Raw genomic sequence first — 18921 nt, 5'->3', positions numbered from 1 at the left:
TCCAGCTAGTTTCTAGTTGGATTTTTTTGTTTTGTAGAGAAACATTAGGTAAACGCTTAGCAGAACTGTTTTTTTGACTGTTAAAAAAGACATATGTATTCTACAATTTTACATATGAGATGCTGCTTTAGAAACCTAATGACTTATTTAGCTAGGTCGAAATAGGAAATCAATCTAAACCAAACTAAAGGGATGAAATCTATAGTTCACTTTTTGTTGTTGCTTTTTTTGCCAAATGTTGGCTGGTCACAAACTGTAGTGTTCCAAAGTGGATTTGAAAATTCTTTGACTTCAGAGTGGGATGTAGCTACTAGCGGAACAGGATTGTCGGTTTTTGAAATCAATAGTGCATCAAAAAAAGAAGGGAATTATGGGTTTCAGCTAAAGTTTAGTGCTTCTGATCAAAAAGGAAATTTGTGGACTCCTAAAAATTTGGAATGGAAAATAGGGAAAACCTATAAAATTTCTTTCTATTACAAAGCTTTGGATGCTTTGGACAATCAGCAAACCAATATCAAAGTTTTTGATGGAAATGGGAACAAAGTGGGACATTTTAATTTGAACCTGAATGCTTCTGAATGGACACAGCAATCGGTAAGTTTTACGCCATCCCAAAATAGTACCCACGGACAGGTTTTGTTTTCTTTTAGACCCAACAATGCAAATGTTGGTGAAGTGTTTGTTGATGAGGTGATGGTTATCGAATCGGAAGATTTATCTGGATATTTTGAACGTTTAAAAACTGAAAATGTAGCTTCTGTAGATACGCTTACTTGGGTGCAGTTTGGACCTGGTATGAGTGGAAATAACAAGATATTTTACCCACATCCTACAGATGCTAATACACATTACATCAGCCCAAACATGGGAAATTCTTACCGCTCTACCGATAAGGGCTTTACATATCAAACAGTGATGGGGCCAGATGCTCCTTCTTACAAAACAGGACTTAGAGGACCCGTATCGTTTTACTCTTTAGATTTTTCTAGACAGAACGAAAATTTTGGTTTGGCTACTGGAAGTGTAAAAGGAGGATTGTATACTACTGCTGATAAAGGAAAAACATGGAGTCGAGTAGAGTCAGCTCAAAATAAAGTAGGAGCTAATTTCTTGTCAGTGGTTTCAGTAGATCCTACGGATGAGAATGTTTGGTATTTGGGAGCAGGTAGAATGAGACATTATGGAAGAATTTTATATCCACAAGCACAACCTAAAGGAGCTTATTTAGATCCAAATGCCAATGGTCGCTTGTGGAAAAGTACGGACAAAGGACAGACTTGGACTTTGTCAAATTCGGGGATTGATGCACGTGCAGAATTCAGCCACATATTAGTAGATCCCAATCAAAGCAATGTGGTTTATGCGGGAACCAATTACGGTTTTTACAAAAGTACGGATGGAGGAGCAACATGGAGTTTAAAATCTAACGGTATCGATCATGACATGATTTTATCGATGGACATGCATGTCGATGAGGATACCCAACAGGTGACTCTTTTTGTGTTGAGTAATATTACTTGGAAAGCCCAAACAACGGCTCAGGGCAATACAGTAACGCATGACAAAGGTGGAGTGTTTAAAAGTACGGATGGCGGAGAATCATGGACGGCTATTAATGGAGATGTTTTTATTGATTTAAGCAAATTTAATCACGATAATGATATTAAAAAAAGCTATTATCAAACGGTAGCATATTATTTTGGATTGAACAGCTGGACAGATGCAGAGGCAGCATATCCTGTATTGCCAACTAAAATATGTAGCCGTTTTAATACCATTACAGTAGATCCTAGTGATGTTAATAACTTGTATCTGGTTAATGAGTATTCCAATGCTTCTGATAATAACTTCAAACCTGGACAAATATGGCGTTCTACCAATGGTGGAGCTCACTGGTTTGTAACTTTTAGAAATGGTAAAAATTGGAACAATGGTCGCGATGATGCTTACTGGGTAACAACGCGAAACAATCCTATGGGAACCAATGTAACACTTAAGTACAAGTCTGATTGGAAGAATAGAGATGGATACGAACGCAAAGGATGTAATTATGTAAAATTTAGTGCCGATGGGGCTGTATTGTACACTCAGTTGGCTAAAATTGGTTTAGTATCATACGATAAAGGCAATACATGGGTTGATATTGATGATGAAGAAGCAAATGAGTCTGGATCTGCTTTAGATGGATGGGTTGGTGCAGGAAACAGTAATGTACCTGGTCATGGATTTTATCAATCAGAATTGTGGCCCGGAAAAGTGTTTTGTCCCTCAGGTGAAAATAGTTTGTGGATAACCAATAATGAGGGAGAAAAGGTAAGACCTAATGCACAAGGGGCAGAGGTAATGCACATTGTATATAATAGCAATGGTATTCGACTAGAACATTCTGTAAGTGCAATTGCCATCCATCCTACCGAAAAGAATACTTGGTTTGTTACTTTGTTTAGACAGGCAGGAAGAGGTAAGATCTACAAGACGATTGATGCTGGAGCAAATTGGTTTGAACATGGTGTTGCCATTCCAGAACCATGGGCACCAGCTCCTCCAGGAAGTGGAGATCAAGCAGTACATCAAGTGGGCTTAATGATTGATAAAAGCAATCCTGATAATATGTATTTCTGTGTACCAAAATCCTCTAAAGATATAGAGTGGGTTGGAGATAGTGCACAAAGTTGGGGTGTGCATCGCTCTACCGATGGCGGTGTAACTTGGCAAAAAATAAACAATGGTTTGCCAGCTTCTTTAGATGTTTCAAGAATTGCTTTTGATCCAAATAATACCAATACTCTTTATGCTGCAGTTATGGATAATAACGGAGGGTTGTATAAATCTACAGACAGAGGAGAAAATTGGTCAGAAGTGGCCAGTACAACTGCGATTGCTGGAGCATCTGGTATCAACGATATTCATTTTGATGTTGATGGCAATGCCTATATAACATCAGGGTTTAAAAACGTAAATGTCAATCAAGGTGGTTTGTGGATGAGTACAGACGGCATGCAAACATGGACACAATTGTTTGATTACCCGTGGGTAAATAGAGTAGAGGTAGCTAAGTATAACACAAAAGTTATCATGATTTCAACCTTGCCAAATTCAAAAGTTGATTTTAGAAATGGAGGTACGTACTTGTCAAAAAATGGAGGGGCTACTTGGGTAAAATTCAACAAAGGAAACGGACAATCTGAACGTGTAAATGATATTGCGATAGATTATACAAGGCCTGGAACTTATTATGCATCCACACGTGGAAGTGGTTGGTATGTCGCTAAAGAAGAAAATCCTAGTGCAACGGTCATTTCATCAGATGATATTGCTATAAAAACTACTTCGGTTACTTGTCCTGATAACTCAGATGGTGACATTGAAATTACGACAAATAAAACGTTTGAATATTCTGCCGTTTTATCTGGAAATGGAATCACAGAAACTACCAAAAACTTTACAGATGCAATAGAGTTTTCTAATCTAGAAGCCGGTACTTATAGCTTGTGTATTGCACCAAAAGATAGAGATAGAAGGTGCTATGAAGTGAAGATTACAGAGCCCAAAAAAATAGCTGTTACAAGTTCGGTAAACAAAACGAATCATAGCGTTTTACTAGAGTTAAAGGGTAGCGATACTTACTCTATTCAATTAAATAATCAGCGTATAACAGTTTCTGAAGAATTTGTAGAATTGCCATTACAGTCTGGGTTAAACACTGTTACTGTAAAAGGAGCTAAAGATTGTCAAGGAGAATTTTTTGATGAAATTATGCTAAGAGAATTAGGGATCCATCCAAATCCGACTAGTGGAATATTAAATGTTTATGGCTTAAAATTAGGAGATACTGTAAAGGTTTTTAATGCGCAAGGAGTACAAGTTTTAAATGGAAATAATTACAACAACCAAATTGACCTTTCTGAGTTAACCAACGGAATGTACATCTTGTCTATCCAGAATGAGCTTCATAGCAATACACAGAAAATTATTAAGAAGTAAAATGAAAAAAAGAATCTTGGCATGTTTAGCGTTGGCTATCGGAGTTTCTACTCTAGTAAATGCACAAATCCAAAAGCCAAACGTAATAGTGATTTTGGCAGATGATGTTGGTGTAGGAGATATATCACATTACCGAAGGTTGCATAAAGGTAAGGTAGTTTTAGAAACACCTAATATAGATAAGTTAACAGACCGTGGAGTTTTTTTTACACAGGCTCATGCTCCTGCAGCGTTGTGTGCCACTTCTCGTTATTCTATCATGACAGGGAATAACAATTACCGTAGTCCATTGCCGTGGGGAGTTTGGTCTGGGTATGCTCAGTCTGTTATCACTAAAAAACAACCTACGCTGGGTAGAGTAATGCAACGTGCAGGTTATACTACTGGGTTCTTTGGAAAGTGGCACTTGGGAACAAGTTTTGCTAAAAAGAGCGATCCTAATAAGGTGTTTTCAGCTACTAGAGGTAAGTTGAGTTTGAATATAGATATTACCAAAATAAAAGATTTTGGTCCTATGCAAAGTGGGTTTGATTATTCAGTGACGTTGCCTTCTGGGATTCAGAATGAGCCTTATGCCATTTATGAAAATGATTATTGGTTGCCTTTAAAAAAGAACTCAGAAATAGTGTTGATTGACGAGGTATATATGGAATCTATAGGAGCTACTTTGGATAAAAAATCAGGCTTGGGAGATTCTAACTGGATGCCAAGTGATATTGGCCCCATTTTAGCAAATAAAGCAGTAAAATACATTGCGAATAATTCGAATAAGGGAAAACCGTTCTTTATGTATTACTGTTCGCAAGCAGTACATACACCGCATATGGCCGCTGAGAAATTAGATGGGGTAAAAGTAGCTAGAACCACACCGTCTAAACATTTAGATATGGTGAAGGAATTAGATATTCAAGTAGGAATGATGGTTAAAGAGTTGAAAAAACAAGGAGTGTATGACAATACATTGATCATTTTTACATCGGATAATGGAGGCTTACATGTAGATGGAGCTACTTGGAATGCTCGACATGAGCCAAGTGATATTTACAGAGGCTGTAAGAATGATCCTTACGAAGGTGGGCATAGAGTTCCCTTTGTGGTTTCTTGGCCAAAGAAAATTAAAGAAGTAAGAGAGAATAAGAATTTAGTGATAGGTATGGATATTATGGCAACAATTGCTGCTGCTGGAGCTTATCAAATTCCGAATAACCAGGCTTTGGATTCTTATAATTTATTGCCTTTGGTCTTAGGTGAAGAAGAGAAGCCTTCTAGAAAACACATTATGATTCAAGGAGGATCTCATAGAGAAGTAATGATTATTGAAGGAGATTGGAAATTAATCATTCAAATCAACAAAAAAGATAAGACTAATAAAGACAGAAAACCAATTGCTTTATTCAATTTAAAAACAAACGATACTGAAGATGAGCGATACAATTTAGTGAATCATAAAAAGTATCAGAAAAAAGTAAAGTCATTAATAGAAAAGTATAACCAAACTAGGGATGGATTGGGTATGACAGGAAAACACTTTTAATTAAAAAATATAAAAGAAGATGATGAATAAAATAACCGCATTCGTTTTGTTATTGGGAACAGCTTTCTCAATAAATGCACAACAAAAACCCAATGTAATTGTCGTTTTAGCGGATGATATTGGTACTGGAGATGTATCTGCTTATAGAAGATTGCACTCCAACAAAATTATTTTAGAAACTCCAAATTTAGATAAAATTGCAAAAAAAGGAGTTCTATTTACCAATGCCCATGCTCCAGCAGCCCTGTGTGCTACATCTCGTTATGGAATTATGACAGGAAACGGATGTCATCAAAGTCCATTGCCTTGGGGGGTGTGGAGTTCTTATGCTCCATCAGCATTTAAACCCAATCAATTAACCTTAGGTAAGTTGATGCAACAAGCAGGATATCATACAGGATTTTTTGGTAAATGGCATTTAGGAATGAGTTTTAGAGATAAAAACAATCCGGGTAAAATTTACAAAGAGGTAAGAGGAAAAAAGATGGAGTTAGGAGTAGATATTTCTGAAATTGTTGCAGGAGGTCCTAACTATAATGGTTTTGAATACAGCTTTACTTTGCCTGCAGGAATACAAGACGTACCGTATGCGGTTTATGAAAATAGCAAATGGATGCCTTTGCATAAAGACTCTAAAATAGATGTGATTACTAATGAAAAAATGGCCAAGCTGAATGTGAAATTGGATAAAGATGAAGGCTATGGAGATTCCAACTGGGATCCTCATCATATTGGTCCTTTGTTGGTTGGTAAAGGAATTGAGTTCATCAAAAAAAATGCAAAAAAGGAAAAACCTTTTTTTATGTATTACTGCTCACAAGCGGTGCACAAACCACACACACCTTGTAAAGAGTTGGATGGGATAAAAATAGCAGGAACTACACCTTCTAAGCACATGGACATGATCAAAGAATTAGACGTGCAAATGGGAATGCTTATCAAACAGTTGAAGAAAGAAGGTATTTATGAAAATACGGTATTTATTTTCACATCAGACAACGGAGGTTTGTTGGTAGATAAAAACACTGCAAAATCAGGACATAAAGTAAGTAGTATTTACAGAGGGGCAAAAAATCAACCTTATGAAGGTGGACACAGGGTTCCTTTTATTGTGTCTTGGCCTAAAGAATTACAATCAGCTAAAATAAACAAACCTGTATTAGGTTTGGATATTATGGCAACATTAGCAGCCATCACCAATACTAAAATACTAAAAGGACAAGCAGTAGACTCTTACAATTTGTTGCCAGTATTAAAAAATCCAAAGAGTAATGATGTGCATTCCTTTTTAATGGTACAAGGAGGATCAGGAAAACAAGGGATTATTATAGAAGATGATTGGAAATTGATTGTGGATTTTGATAAAAAGGACAAAACCTGGAAAACGAGAACTCCAAGAGCTTTGTTCAATCTAAAAGAAAACATCCAAGAAAAAGAATCAGGAAATATGGTAAATAATCCTAAATATCAAGAAAAAGTAAAAGAATTGTTTGATAAGTACAACCATTACCGAGATCAAAAAACACCTACAGGAAAACATATATAATTAAATAAATAATCACTAGAAATATGATAAATAGTAAAATGAGAGCAGGAATGCTAGCTGTTGTATCAGCTTTTTCGGTTACATTTAGCGGTGCACATGCACAGAAAAAGTTTCAACCAGACTGGGAGTCTTTAAGCAAAGCAAACAAAGAACCAGCTTGGTTTCAGGATGCAAAATTTGGAATTTATACACACTGGGGACCCGTATCAGAAGCGTTTAATGGAGCAAATCCTAACAGACGTTATCGTGGATGGCACGGAATGAAAATGTATGAAGATGGAAAAAAAGTGCCTACCAAAAATGGAAAACCAGGAAACAATTTTTTACATCACGTAGAAAAATATGGAGATCCTGCTGAGTTTGGTTACAAAACTGTGATAGAGAATTTTAAACCTACAGGGTTTGATGCTAAAGAATGGGCAGAATTGTTTCAGGCTTCTGGGGCTAAATTCGCTGGGCCTGTAGCCATGCACCACGACAATTTTGCTATGTGGGATGCAAAATCTACTCGTTGGAATTCTATGAACTATGGAGGAATAGATCCATCTGCAGCGTTAAAAAAAGAAATAGAAGCAAGAGGAATGAAGTTTATGGGATCTTTTCACCATGCTTTTACTTGGATGTACTACGCACCAGCTCATAAATATGGAGGTGTAGATTCTAAAGATTACGATTTATATACCAGTCCTCACGAATTAGATAGCACCACACCAGACAAGCGTTTTTACAAAGAATGGTGGGCAAAATTAAAAGAATTTATAGATGTGTATCGGCCAGATTTAATTTGGTTTGACTGGTGGTTGGAAGAAATGGACGAGAAAACAAGACAAAAATTCTTGGCATATTACTACAATCAAGGAAAAAAATGGGGAAAAGAGGTAGCGGTTTGTTATAAAGAAACTACTTTTCCAGAAAGCACTGCCATTAGAGATTACGAAAGAGGTCGTCCAAATCAACCCAAAGCAGATGCTTGGTTAACAGATACATCACCAGGAGCATGGTTCTATAGACCCAATGCCAAGTTTAAAACCGCAAACGAGTTGATTGATATTTTGGCAGATATCGTATCTAAAAACGGAGCAATGTTATTAAACGTACCCCCAAATCCTGATGGAAAAATTCCTCAAGAGATGAAAGACTTGTTGTTAAATATGGGAGCTTGGTTAAAAATTAACGGTGAAGCTATTTATGGTACAAGACCCTGGACGGTTTTTGGAGAAGGTCCAACACGTTTGCCAGAAGGAGGACATAAGGTAGAAGAGAAAATGAAAATTGAATACGGAAATACCGACATTCGTTTTACTAAAAAAGGTGATAAAGTTGTTTACGCTATTGTATTAGACAAACCAGAGGTAGCTACTGTTATTAAAACAATGAGCAAGCAATTAGGAGTGTTAAATTCACCAATAACTAAAATAGAGCTGTTAGGAAGTGATGAAAAAGTAGTGTGGAAGCGTGATGATACAGGATTGGTAATCCAAGCACCAAAAGTATGTCCGTCTGATGATGCAATTGCGTACAAAATTTCATTAGAAGGTTACAAAGAAAATGATATTGGAGGAAATGTAGCGGATCATGTAGACTAAGATTTTTTATTTGGTTTAGCTGCTAAAAAAAAACTGCTGTAAAACATTATGTTTTACAGCAGTTTTTTTTGTGCGTATTTTTTGGTAGTTGATAAAATAATAAAGCAAAGGTTTAATGGTGGTGTTTTTTTTAGGTCTTTTGCATAAAATAGATATGTAAATTGAAGAATGTTAACTGATGTCTTTGTTTTATTGGGTTTGTTTAAATAGATAAAACGGTTTTATACGTATAATTGAATCATAATTGTCTTGGTTTTACACATATGATTCATCAAAATGAGGAGATAAAAACCAATTTTGGACTTATTAACTAACTAAAAACTTAAACCTTCATGCAAAATGAATTAAAATCATTGCTTGTTAAAAGCAAACGCAAATCGCTAAGAAAACGATGGTTTGTAGGAATGCTTTTATTATTTATGAGCACTATAGCTATGCAAGCACAGGAAAGAATATCAGGTTCTGTAAAAGATGAAAATGGAGAACCTTTGCTAGGAGTAACGGTAACCGTTTTGGGAACTAAGAAAGCAAAGTTTACCGATTTTGATGGTATGTATGCTATCAAAGCAAAAAAAGGAGAGCAATTGCAGTTTACTTCTATGGGGTATACAACAAAAACTGTAACTATTGCGGACAACAAGGTTATAAACGTAGTCATGACAGCCAATTTAACCGACTTAGAAGAGGTAGTAGTTGTAGGGTACGGAACTCAGAAAAAGAAAGAAGTAACAGGTGCGGTTACTCAGGTTAAAGCTGAGGTTTTAGAAAAAACCACAACATCAGACGTGGGGCAAGCCTTACAAGGGCAGGTTGCAGGAGTAAATGTAGCTGCAAGTTCAGGAGCTCCTGGAGAAGAAGCAAATATTGTTATTCGTGGTTTTGGATCTTTAATGGATGGAAACAATAGTCCGTTATATGTGGTAGATGGAATTCCTTTTGATTCTGACCCTCAGTTAAGTATTTCTGAAATTGAAACCATTGATGTGTTAAAAGATGCAGCATCTGCTTCTATTTATGGAGTTCGTGGTTCTAATGGGGTTATTTTAATTACCACCAAACAAGGAAAAGCCGGAGAGATGAATATTCGTTTAAATTCAGAATATGGAATTCAAGACATTCAATCAGAGTTTCATTTAATGAACAAAGAAGAGTACACGTACTTAAGTATGACACGTTCTTCTATTAACACAAACAAACCACAAGGAGGTGTAGACGATGACATACATAGAAACGCTAGCTACTTTACCAACAATACCAATTTAAGAGATATTTTGTTAAATGATGCAGCTTCTATTCAAAACCATTCTTTAAATGTATCTGGAGGTAAAAAAGATTTAACGTATAGTATGAATTTAAACTATTATGGTCAAGAAGGTATTTTTTACAATTCAGATTATCAAAGAGTAAACGTTAGGTCTAACACTAAATTTACCAAAGGGAAATGGAAAATTACTTCGGGAATTACGTTTAAAAGAGATGAAAAACAAGTCCCTTTTAACGGAATGATGAATCAGATTTATAGATACCGAGTGTATCAACCTGCTATTGACTTGGATGCAGATGCTTTGGATAATTTAACGGAAATATCTACATCGGACCCAACAGAAGATTGGAAATTGAATGAAGCTAGAAGATTGGCAGGAGCTGTTAGAAATTTACAAAGAGATGATAATAGAAGAGAGAATAGTACGACAGGAAATGTACAAATTGAATTTGATGCTTTAAAAGACTTAAAAATCACAGGAAGATTTGGTGCTACTTTTAGAGATCGTAAAGACATTCGTTTAACCCCAGTGTTTGATATCTACAATACAGATGGGGAGTTGATTTCTAATCCATCTGCTGTTTCTGTAAACCAAACATCTTCAACGAACTATACCAAATATACTTCAGAAATTTTTGCAAATTACACTAAAAAAATAGGGCAACACAATATCAATATATTGGCAGGTACTACTTTTGAAAAATCACATAGTGAATACTATTCTGTAGAAAAGAGAAATGCAATCAGCCAAGGAATAGAAGTGTTAGATAATTACGAGTTGAACTGGGATATTAACTCAGGAGGTAGAGATTATACACGTGTAGTAATTGGAAACTTGGTAAGATTGCAATACAATTATTCTGGGAAATATTTATTAAGTGCTAGTGGAAGATATGATGGGTCTTCACAATTTAGATCGGACAACAGATGGAAGTTATTCCCATCAGTTTCTGTAGGGTGGAATATCTCTGACGAGTATTTCTGGGATCCTGTAAAAGATATTGCAAACTCTTTTAAACTAAGATATAGTATTGGTACTAACGGAAACGATCGTTTTGCACCTTACAGCAATCAGTCCGTAATCTATAACGGAATAGACTATGTGTTTGGAAGTAATTATGCATCTAATGTGTTAACAGGAAATACATCAGCATCTGTTGCTTTAGGATCTACACAGTTAGACTATGCAAATGAAACGTTGCAGTGGGAAACCAATGTAGAGCAAAACTTAGGGCTAGACTTAGGGTTGTTTAGAAACAAATTAACCATTACTGCCGATATATATAAAAATGAAAAAAGAGACTTGTTGTATCAAGTAGTAAATCCACCCTCTACAGGGGTTTCAGGGGGAAACAGAAATACGGTATTTAACGTAGGGAATATGGAAAACCGAGGGATTGAGTTGGCTGCTAAATACAGACATAACAATAAAAAAGGATTCAGTTGGGATGTGTCTGCAACCTTTACAAAAAACAAAAATGAGGTTACCAAAACAGCACCTAACAATCCTTTTATTTACTTAGATAGAAGTTTTATTTCTGATGCAGGAACTAGAGAGTTGGTAAGTGTAATTACCGAAGGATACGAAGCTGCTGCTTTCTTTTTACGTCAAACGGATGGAATTATTAAAACACAAGAACAGCTAGATGCTTATAAGTTGATAGATCCTAGTGCAAAAATGGGAGAGTTGATGTACGTAGATCAAAAAACAGTAGACACCGATGGTGATGGAATTGCTGATGCAGGAGACGGTCGTATTACAGATGATGATAGAGTGTATAGCGGAAGCGGAACTCCAGACTTTGAAGGAGGACTTAATTTTAATGCACGCTACAAAGATTTCGATTTATCAATGCAATGGTATGGAGCCTTTGGTGGTGAAGTAATGAATGGTAGTAAAGCGTATGCTTATCAGGAAGGAGTGCACAAAGACTTGTATTACTCTTGGACACAATACAATCAAAATGCAAGTATTCCTTGGTATAACGGAAACAACACAAGGTCGTTTAGAGGAGGTTCTACATACTTTTTAGAAGACGGAACCTATGTAAGGCTAAGAAACGTTGCCTTAGGGTATACATTGCCCAAAGCGACTTCGCAAAGTATAGGGATTAATAAACTAAGGGTATATATTCAAGCACAAAATCCATTAACATTTACGAAGTATACTGGTTTTGATCCAGAGATAGGAGGAAGCTTAAGCACCCGAGGGATTGATGCAGGAAAATATCCTATGTCTTCTCAATACAAATTAGGGTTGCAATTACAGTTCTAACCCTTGTTGATTTAACTTATTCATCAATCAAAAAAATAGATTATAATGAAAGCAAAATATATACAAATCATAACTCCTCTACTACTGCTGATGATCATCTTTCAATCGTGTACGGATGAGTTAGACCAAATAAACCCCAACGCGTTAACTACTTCAAGTTACTGGAAGAATACAGCGGATATGAATGCGGGATTAAATGCTGTTTATGCATCTTTAAGAGATGAGAATGTGTCTGGAATTATGTTTGAAGACAAAAGAACAGACATTGCAGTACCAAATACATACAGGAACCGATTGACGGGAGACCCTGTATACGATCAAACTTTTGATTTAACCACAGGAGATGTGCAAGACAAATGGGCTGCTTGTTACGAAGGGGTGTTTAGAGCCAATCAAGTAATTGATGCTTTTCAAAGGCTATCACCTACTTTTTCAGGAACAGAACTAGAGTTTGCAGAAAGAATTTATGCGCAAGCAAGAGCGATTAGAGGGTATTATTATTATGTGCTACACAGTTCGTTTAACAAAGGATCTTTACCGTTGCATGAAACTGTACCTGTAGATTTTGAAGATTTTCAAAAACCTTTCTCGTCGGCAACAGAAATACAAGACTTTTACAGAGCAGATTTAAAATATGGTATAGAAAATTTACCAGCCACTTACAGCGCATGGCAAGATGTAGGAGGAAGCAATTTAGGAAGAATTACAGCAGGAGCATGTGAAGCTATAATGGCAAAAAGTTACATGAATGATAACGATTTTACCAATGCAAAAGTGTATTTAGAAAATGTAATGAATAATTATGGGTATATCTTAGTAGATGATTTAGCACAATGTTTTACAGAAATAGCAGAATTTAACTCAGAGTCTATATTTGAAGTTAATTATACAGTAGATTTAAACTCTTTAAACGACGGAGAAAAGTTGTTGTCTCAGAGAATCTCAGAGTGGTTACATGTAGGTAGACTTCAGCCTTCTTCTTGGTTAACATTGCAGTACAGGGCGGATAAAGTAGATCCGGCAGATCCAGAAAATGCTGTAACACAAAACGTTTACGACCCTGCTGACGGAGAGGTTATTGGAACAAAAGATACCATTAGACAATATAGTTTAAGAATGGCCAATTCTATTTCTAGTATAGATGATCCAAACACAACTATGTACGGAGTAACATCAGGGGAGTATGGAATTGATAGAAATGCACCAGCGCACTCTAAAAACTTTCCAAACCTTTGGAAAAAATTTACACACTGGAATGTGAATAATGGAGGAGCAGGAGAAGAATTTAGTCCAGATTTACAAGGGAAATCAGGAATTAATATACCTGTAATCCGTTTGGCAGAAATTTACCTATTGTATGCAGAGTGTATGATTGAAGAAGGAAACTTATCGGAAGCTTTGCGTTACATCAACAGAATAAGAAAACGTTCTCATTTAATTTTGTTAGGAAAATCTACGGATGCTGGGGTAGAGTTTGCCAATGCAAGCACTACTTATATGGATGATATTGACATGGATCCAACCAATGGAGAAGAAGAGGTAACCTTAGAAAACCTAAAACAACATTTAAGATTTGTAGAAAAACCATTAGAATTGGCTTTAGAAGCAGAGAGAACGATTGATTTAAGAAGATGGGGTGTTTGGAAAGAACAGTTGCAAAACATAGCTTCTTTTGAGTACGATGCTTATCACTACAACAAAAACTTAAACGGAAAACACCCTAAAAGATTTAGATGTTTTATTATGCCAACGGGAGAAGTACCTTATTTTCCTTTAGGAGGATTAAGAAGTAAAGATGCACAGTTAAGAGATGCTCTATTGGGATCATCAAACTTTAACGAAGAGCTACATGCTTATTTTCCAATTCCACAAACAGAAATCAATGCCAACTTAAATTGGGATAAATAATTCATTTAAGTAGCGTTTAAAAAATTAGAGACCGATGAAAACAATCAAACAAATATTTAAAGTACTGGCAATACTACTGCTTGTTATAAGTTGTGATGCCAACGAATACGATACACCACCATCTTTTACAGATTTGGCTTTTACCACCACTTTTGGATCTTCTACCTTAAGAGAAGGTGAGGTAAATAGATACATTAGTTTTATGGATATGTCTGCAGGAGCGACCTATCATGAGTGGAGAATTCCTAAAACTGCATTTTTTCTTAAAGGACCTATTCCTAACAATTTAGACAATCACGATGCATTTATTATCAACCCAGGAGATACTGTTTCTACAGATAAAACAGTGCATGTATTGTTTAAAAAAGGAGATTCTAATACGGTAATAGAGCTGTACAATGAATTTGCAGATTCAACATGGTTTGTTATTCCCTCTTATTGGGATGTAGATCTAAAAGAAATTATTAACGATACTATTAGGACGGAAAATATTGATGGAAAATGGGTGGCATCTTATCCGGTTGTTTTGGATGTTTACGATACTTTAGCCCCAGACTTGCAGTTGATTGATATGGCAGAAAATGTATTGACACCTGCCAACGATACTTTAGTTGTAAAGTTTGAAGACGAATTGATTATTAAAGATTTAACAGGGATTATTCCCGACAATAACGCAAGGCCTACATCTACCACATTTAGAGTAAAAACAATTGAAGAGAATGAAGAAGATGTAGTGAATGCTTTTAATAGTAAAAAGACCTATTTACCCGAAGATTTTGAGGCGAATAACACAGATACAGTTACTTTTAATAAATCTATCGGATTTTTTAATGTAGAAATTGTTTCTCAGAGGGAAAGAACGGAAACCCTAAGAGGGCAGACTGCAACTTATGTTTCTCCTATTGTTATTAAGGTAGAGCCTTTGGAAGAAGAATTGTCGTTAAAAAATCAAGCAAAAGAAACCGCTACCGATGAGATTCAGTTTTCTGTAACCTCTAAGCTTCAAACAGTAGAGAATATACCGGCTACCAGTTTTGATGTAAAAGTTGATGGTGTTTCACAAACTATAAGTCGAGTAGAGCTTGCTGCAAATCAAACCTTATTAACAGTAGTTTTAGATACACCTTTAGAGCCCGCTGATGCTGCCAAAACGGTTACATTATCTTACGATGGAACAGGAGGATTGATTTCGTTAGACGAAAGAATGTTGCAAGCTTTTACAGACGAGCCAATAGAGGTATATGTGCCAACACCAATCAATCAAGTAGGAGAAATTACAGAATCAAGCGATGATTTTATTTTAATTGAGTTTGATGAAGGGATTGATGCTGCTACAGTAACAAGTGCAAGCAACGCTGCAGACGGATTTAGTGTTACGTTAAACGGAAATAGTTTTGCAATCCAAAATGTTTCTGTTGATGTGGCCAATCCTAAAATATTAAAATTAGAAATGGTTGATAAGTTGTATCAAGATGATGTGATTACAGTAGCATATACTCATACTGCAGGAGAAATAAAATCTTTAGGAGGTGGAAGTTTGTCTGATTTTGCTGCAACTACCATCCAACCTTATTTTGAGTACGTACTGAATGATAGCTTTGAAGGTGCTTTGGGTACCTATTGGGTAGAAGGAGCTAGTGGAACAGGTGCAACGGTAGCATTTTCAACAGAGCAAGCAGCTACAGGAAGTCAAAGTGTAAAAATGACCAATGACAAACCACGTTTAGAGTCGGGAGCTAATCTGACTTACGACAATGGTGCAACTTACGTGTTTACTTACAAACGATATATTGTTGGGTCTAATGTTACTTTGGATGCTAACACAGAAGCCAAACAGCCTGGAGATAAGTTTTGGTTTGACTCTTCTAGTGGAGCTACTGCGGTAACACCAAGATGGTACGAAACTCCAGGAGTAGCACCAGTGGTAGATACTTGGGTAGAAGTAATGTCTGAATTTACTCCAGATACAGACCTTTTTAACAAAAAAGTAAGAATGCAACCTGTGCCTACATCTGATTTTGATTTTACGGTATATTACGATGATTTTAAAATTTATAAGAAAGATACAAGAAACTAAATTTTATAGTGTGCACTTATGTGTTAAGGCAATTTGTTTATATTAAAAAAAGCCGTCTGATAACTATCAGACGGCTTTTTGTTTTAAAAATGTTAAAATTAAATTTCAGAATTTTCTTGGTGTTCAATCTCAACAACTATTTCTTGTTTGTCGTTGTCTAATTCAAGTTTAATTGCATCACCTTCAGCAAGGTTGGAATTCACAATTTCTTCGGCTAAAGCATCTTCTATATACTTCTGAATAGCTCTTTTTAGAGGTCTTGCACCGTATTTTTCATCAAATCCCTTGTTTGCTATAAAATCTTTTGCCGCATCGCTTAATGTTAGGGTATAACCTAAACCAGCAATTCTTTTGTATAATTTTGATAATTCGATATCAATGATTTTATGAATATCTTCTCGGCTCAATGCGTTAAAAAGAATTACATCATCAATACGGTTTAAGAATTCGGGTGCAAACGATTTTTTTAGAGCAGTTTCTATAATGCTCTTAACATGTTCGTGCTCTTGTGCTTTTCTAGATGCAGTACCAAAACCTACGCCAGATCCAAAATCCTTTACCTGTCTAGCTCCAATATTCGATGTCATGATGATGATGGTATTTCTAAAATCAATTTTACGACCCAAACTATCGGTAACATATCCATCATCTAAGATTTGCAGTAACATGTTAAATACATCAGGATGTGCTTTTTCAATCTCATCAAGTAGTACTATAGAGTAAGGTTTTCTTCTTACTTTTTCTGTTAACTGCCCTCCTTCTTCGTATCCAACATATCCTGGAGGTGCACCTACCAATCTAGAGATGGCAAATTTTTCCATGTATTCGCTCATGTCAATACGAATCAAAGCATCTTCAGAATCAAACATTTCTGTAGCCAAAACTTTGGCTAGTTGTGTTTTACCAACTCCTGTTTGTCCTAAAAAGATAAACGAACCTATGGGTTTGTTAGGGTCTTTTAGTCCAACTCTGTTACGTTGTATGGCTTTTATAACTTTGGTAACAGCATCATCTTGTCCAATTACCCTACCTTTAATGGTATTTGGTAATTCTTTTAATTTATGACTTTCAGCTTCAGCAACACGGTTTACAGGAATTCCAGTCATCATAGAAACTACTTCTGCAACATTTTCTTCTGTTACTGTTTCTCTATTTGCTTTGGCATTTTCTTCCCATTGTTGTTGGGCTGATACCAAGGCAGCTTCCATATTTTTTTCATCATCTCGAAGTTTTGCTGCTTCTTCATATTTTTGGCCGTTTACAGCTTTGTTTTTCTTTTCTCTGATGTTTTCTAGTTCGGCCTCTAATTTTATAATTTGCTTTGGAACAACAATGTTGGTGATGTGAATTCTAGATCCAGCTTCGTCTAAAGCATCAATCGCTTTGTCTGGTAAAAAACGATCAGTCATATAACGATTGGTTAATTTTACACAGGCTTCTATTGCACCTTCTGTAAAGTTTACATTGTGATGATCTTCGTATTTTCCTTTAATGTTGTTTAGTATTTGTATGGTTTCTTCTTCTGAAGTTGGCTCTACAATTACCTTTTGAAAACGTCTTTCTAACGCACCATCTTTTTCAATGTTCTGACGGTACTCGTCTAAGGTGGTGGCACCAATACATTGAATTTCACCTCTGGCTAAGGCTGGTTTTAACATGTTAGAAGCATCTAATGACCCTGTAGCACCTCCGGCACCCACAATCGTGTGAATTTCATCAATAAAAAGAATAATGTCGTCATTCTTTTCCAATTCGTTCATCAAGGCTTTCATTCGTTCTTCAAACTGACCTCTATACTTTGTTCCAGCAACCAAACTAGCTAGATCTAGAGAAACGACACGTTTGTTAAATAAAATTCTAGAAACTTTGCGTTCAACAATTCTTAGAGCCAAGCCCTCTGCGATGGCAGATTTACCAACTCCTGGTTCACCTATCAACATCGGGTTGTTCTTTTTTCTACGGCTTAAGATTTGAGAAACACGTTCTATTTCTTCGGTTCTACCCACTACGGGATCTAACTTATCCGTTTCTGCTAAATAGGTTAGGTCTCTACCAAAGTTGTCTAATACAGGTGTTTTAGATTTTTTGTTGCTCCCTCCTTGCGATTGGCTTCTTTCAAAAGACCCAGAATTTCCTGATCCTGTAGAAAAATCTTGAGAACTTTCGTTGCTAGGTTCAGAAAAGGTGTCTTGTATTTCTTCGCTTAACTCTTCAGACTCTCCATTGTTTAATTGCTTGTATAGAGATTTTACATCGTTGTAATTAATGCTCAATTTATCAAGTATTTTGGTAATTGGGTCATTTTCGTTACGCAATATACATAGTAGCAATAAAGCAGTATCTACAGTGGTACTGTTGTACAAACGAGCTTCTAAAAAAGTAGATTTTAATGCTTTTTCTGCTTGCTTTGTAAGGTGTAAATTCTTTCTATCGCTAGAAGAAATAGGTAAGCTAGAAATAGGATGTAATGCTTCCACCTTGCGTTTTAAAAAGTCAAGGTTCACATCTAAAGCCAACAACATGTCATTCGCTTTGCTAGTTTGATTTCTAATGATACCTAACAACAAATGCTCAGTACCAATAAAATCATGACCTAGTCTGATCGCTTCTTCTTTACTGAAACCAATCACATCTTTTACTTCTTGTGAGAAATTATCATCCATATTCTATCGGTTTTTTGATTAGGTTCTACGTAAATTTAGTAGAAATTTTTTAGATAATTTACAAATTACCTGCCATTGTTAAAA

8 protein-coding genes are annotated in these 18921 nt (G+C 36.0%); 7 read left to right on the top strand and 1 reads right to left on the bottom strand.

The genetic code is table 11. The features are described from left to right. The first annotated feature begins 192 nt into the window (after nt 1–192). The 7 genes from FS85_RS0114670 to FS85_RS0114640 all read left to right on the top strand — a co-directional run bounded on the left by FS85_RS0114670 (nt 193) and on the right by FS85_RS0114640 (nt 16174). Nucleotides 193–3984: a VPS10 domain-containing protein gene (locus tag FS85_RS0114670; RefSeq protein ID WP_010137139.1), complete on the top strand. Its 3792-nt coding sequence runs from the start codon at nt 193–195 to the stop codon at nt 3982–3984. A 1-nt stretch (nt 3985) separates the two neighbouring features. Next, nucleotides 3986–5518, top strand: coding sequence for a sulfatase family protein (locus tag FS85_RS0114665; protein ID WP_010137138.1), 1533 nt, complete (start codon nt 3986–3988; stop codon nt 5516–5518). Between the two features lie 19 nt (nt 5519–5537). Next, nucleotides 5538–7064 carry a sulfatase family protein gene (locus tag FS85_RS0114660; protein WP_237706971.1) on the top strand — a complete coding sequence of 509 codons (1527 nt, stop codon included), beginning with the start codon at nt 5538–5540 and terminating at the stop codon, nt 7062–7064. 23 nt (nt 7065–7087) lie between these two features. Next, complete coding sequence (locus FS85_RS0114655) at nt 7088–8650, top strand: alpha-L-fucosidase (RefSeq protein ID WP_010137136.1); 1563 nt, start codon at nt 7088–7090, stop codon at nt 8648–8650. 332 nt (nt 8651–8982) lie between these two features. Then, a complete protein-coding gene (locus FS85_RS0114650) occupies nt 8983–12189 on the top strand; it encodes a SusC/RagA family TonB-linked outer membrane protein (RefSeq protein ID WP_010137135.1) in 3207 nt (1068 codons plus the stop codon). A gap of 45 nt (nt 12190–12234) precedes the next feature. Next, nucleotides 12235–14097 (top strand): RagB/SusD family nutrient uptake outer membrane protein, encoded by a 1863-nt coding sequence (locus FS85_RS0114645; protein WP_083823652.1) that lies wholly within the window; start codon nt 12235–12237, stop codon nt 14095–14097. 34 nt (nt 14098–14131) lie between these two features. Continuing rightward, nucleotides 14132–16174 carry a SwmB domain-containing protein gene (locus tag FS85_RS0114640; protein WP_010137133.1) on the top strand — a complete coding sequence of 681 codons (2043 nt, stop codon included), beginning with the start codon at nt 14132–14134 and terminating at the stop codon, nt 16172–16174. Between the two features lie 98 nt (nt 16175–16272). Here the strand turns inward: FS85_RS0114640 and FS85_RS0114635 are convergent, their stop codons facing one another. Continuing rightward, nucleotides 16273–18837 carry an ATP-dependent Clp protease ATP-binding subunit gene (locus FS85_RS0114635; RefSeq protein ID WP_010137132.1) on the bottom strand — a complete coding sequence of 855 codons (2565 nt, stop codon included), beginning with the start codon at nt 18835–18837 and terminating at the stop codon, nt 16273–16275. Between the last annotated feature and the right edge of the window lie 84 nt (nt 18838–18921).

The organism is Ochrovirga pacifica, from assembly GCF_000220525.1.
GTDB lineage: Bacteria > Bacteroidota > Bacteroidia > Flavobacteriales > Flavobacteriaceae > Ochrovirga > Ochrovirga pacifica.
Note: the sequence above shows the minus strand (reverse complement) of the source record. Positions and strands in the feature narration are given on the sequence as shown.

Bases quoted from the DNA above. Each gene is read 5' to 3' on its own strand.
- FS85_RS0114665 (WP_010137138.1), top strand. From the start codon at position 3,986: ATGAAAAAAAGAATCTTGGCATGTTTAGCGTTGGCTATCGGAGTTTCT.
- FS85_RS0114650 (WP_010137135.1), top strand. From the start codon at position 8,983: ATGCAAAATGAATTAAAATCATTGCTTGTTAAAAGCAAACGCAAATCG.
- FS85_RS0114645 (WP_083823652.1), top strand. From the start codon at position 12,235: ATGAAAGCAAAATATATACAAATCATAACTCCTCTACTACTGCTGATG.
- FS85_RS0114660 (WP_237706971.1), top strand. From the start codon at position 5,538: ATGATGAATAAAATAACCGCATTCGTTTTGTTATTGGGAACAGCTTTC.
- FS85_RS0114655 (WP_010137136.1), top strand. From the start codon at position 7,088: ATGATAAATAGTAAAATGAGAGCAGGAATGCTAGCTGTTGTATCAGCT.
- FS85_RS0114640 (WP_010137133.1), top strand. From the start codon at position 14,132: ATGAAAACAATCAAACAAATATTTAAAGTACTGGCAATACTACTGCTT.
- FS85_RS0114635 (WP_010137132.1), bottom strand. From the start codon at position 18,837: ATGGATGATAATTTCTCACAAGAAGTAAAAGATGTGATTGGTTTCAGT.
- FS85_RS0114670 (WP_010137139.1), top strand. From the start codon at position 193: ATGAAATCTATAGTTCACTTTTTGTTGTTGCTTTTTTTGCCAAATGTT.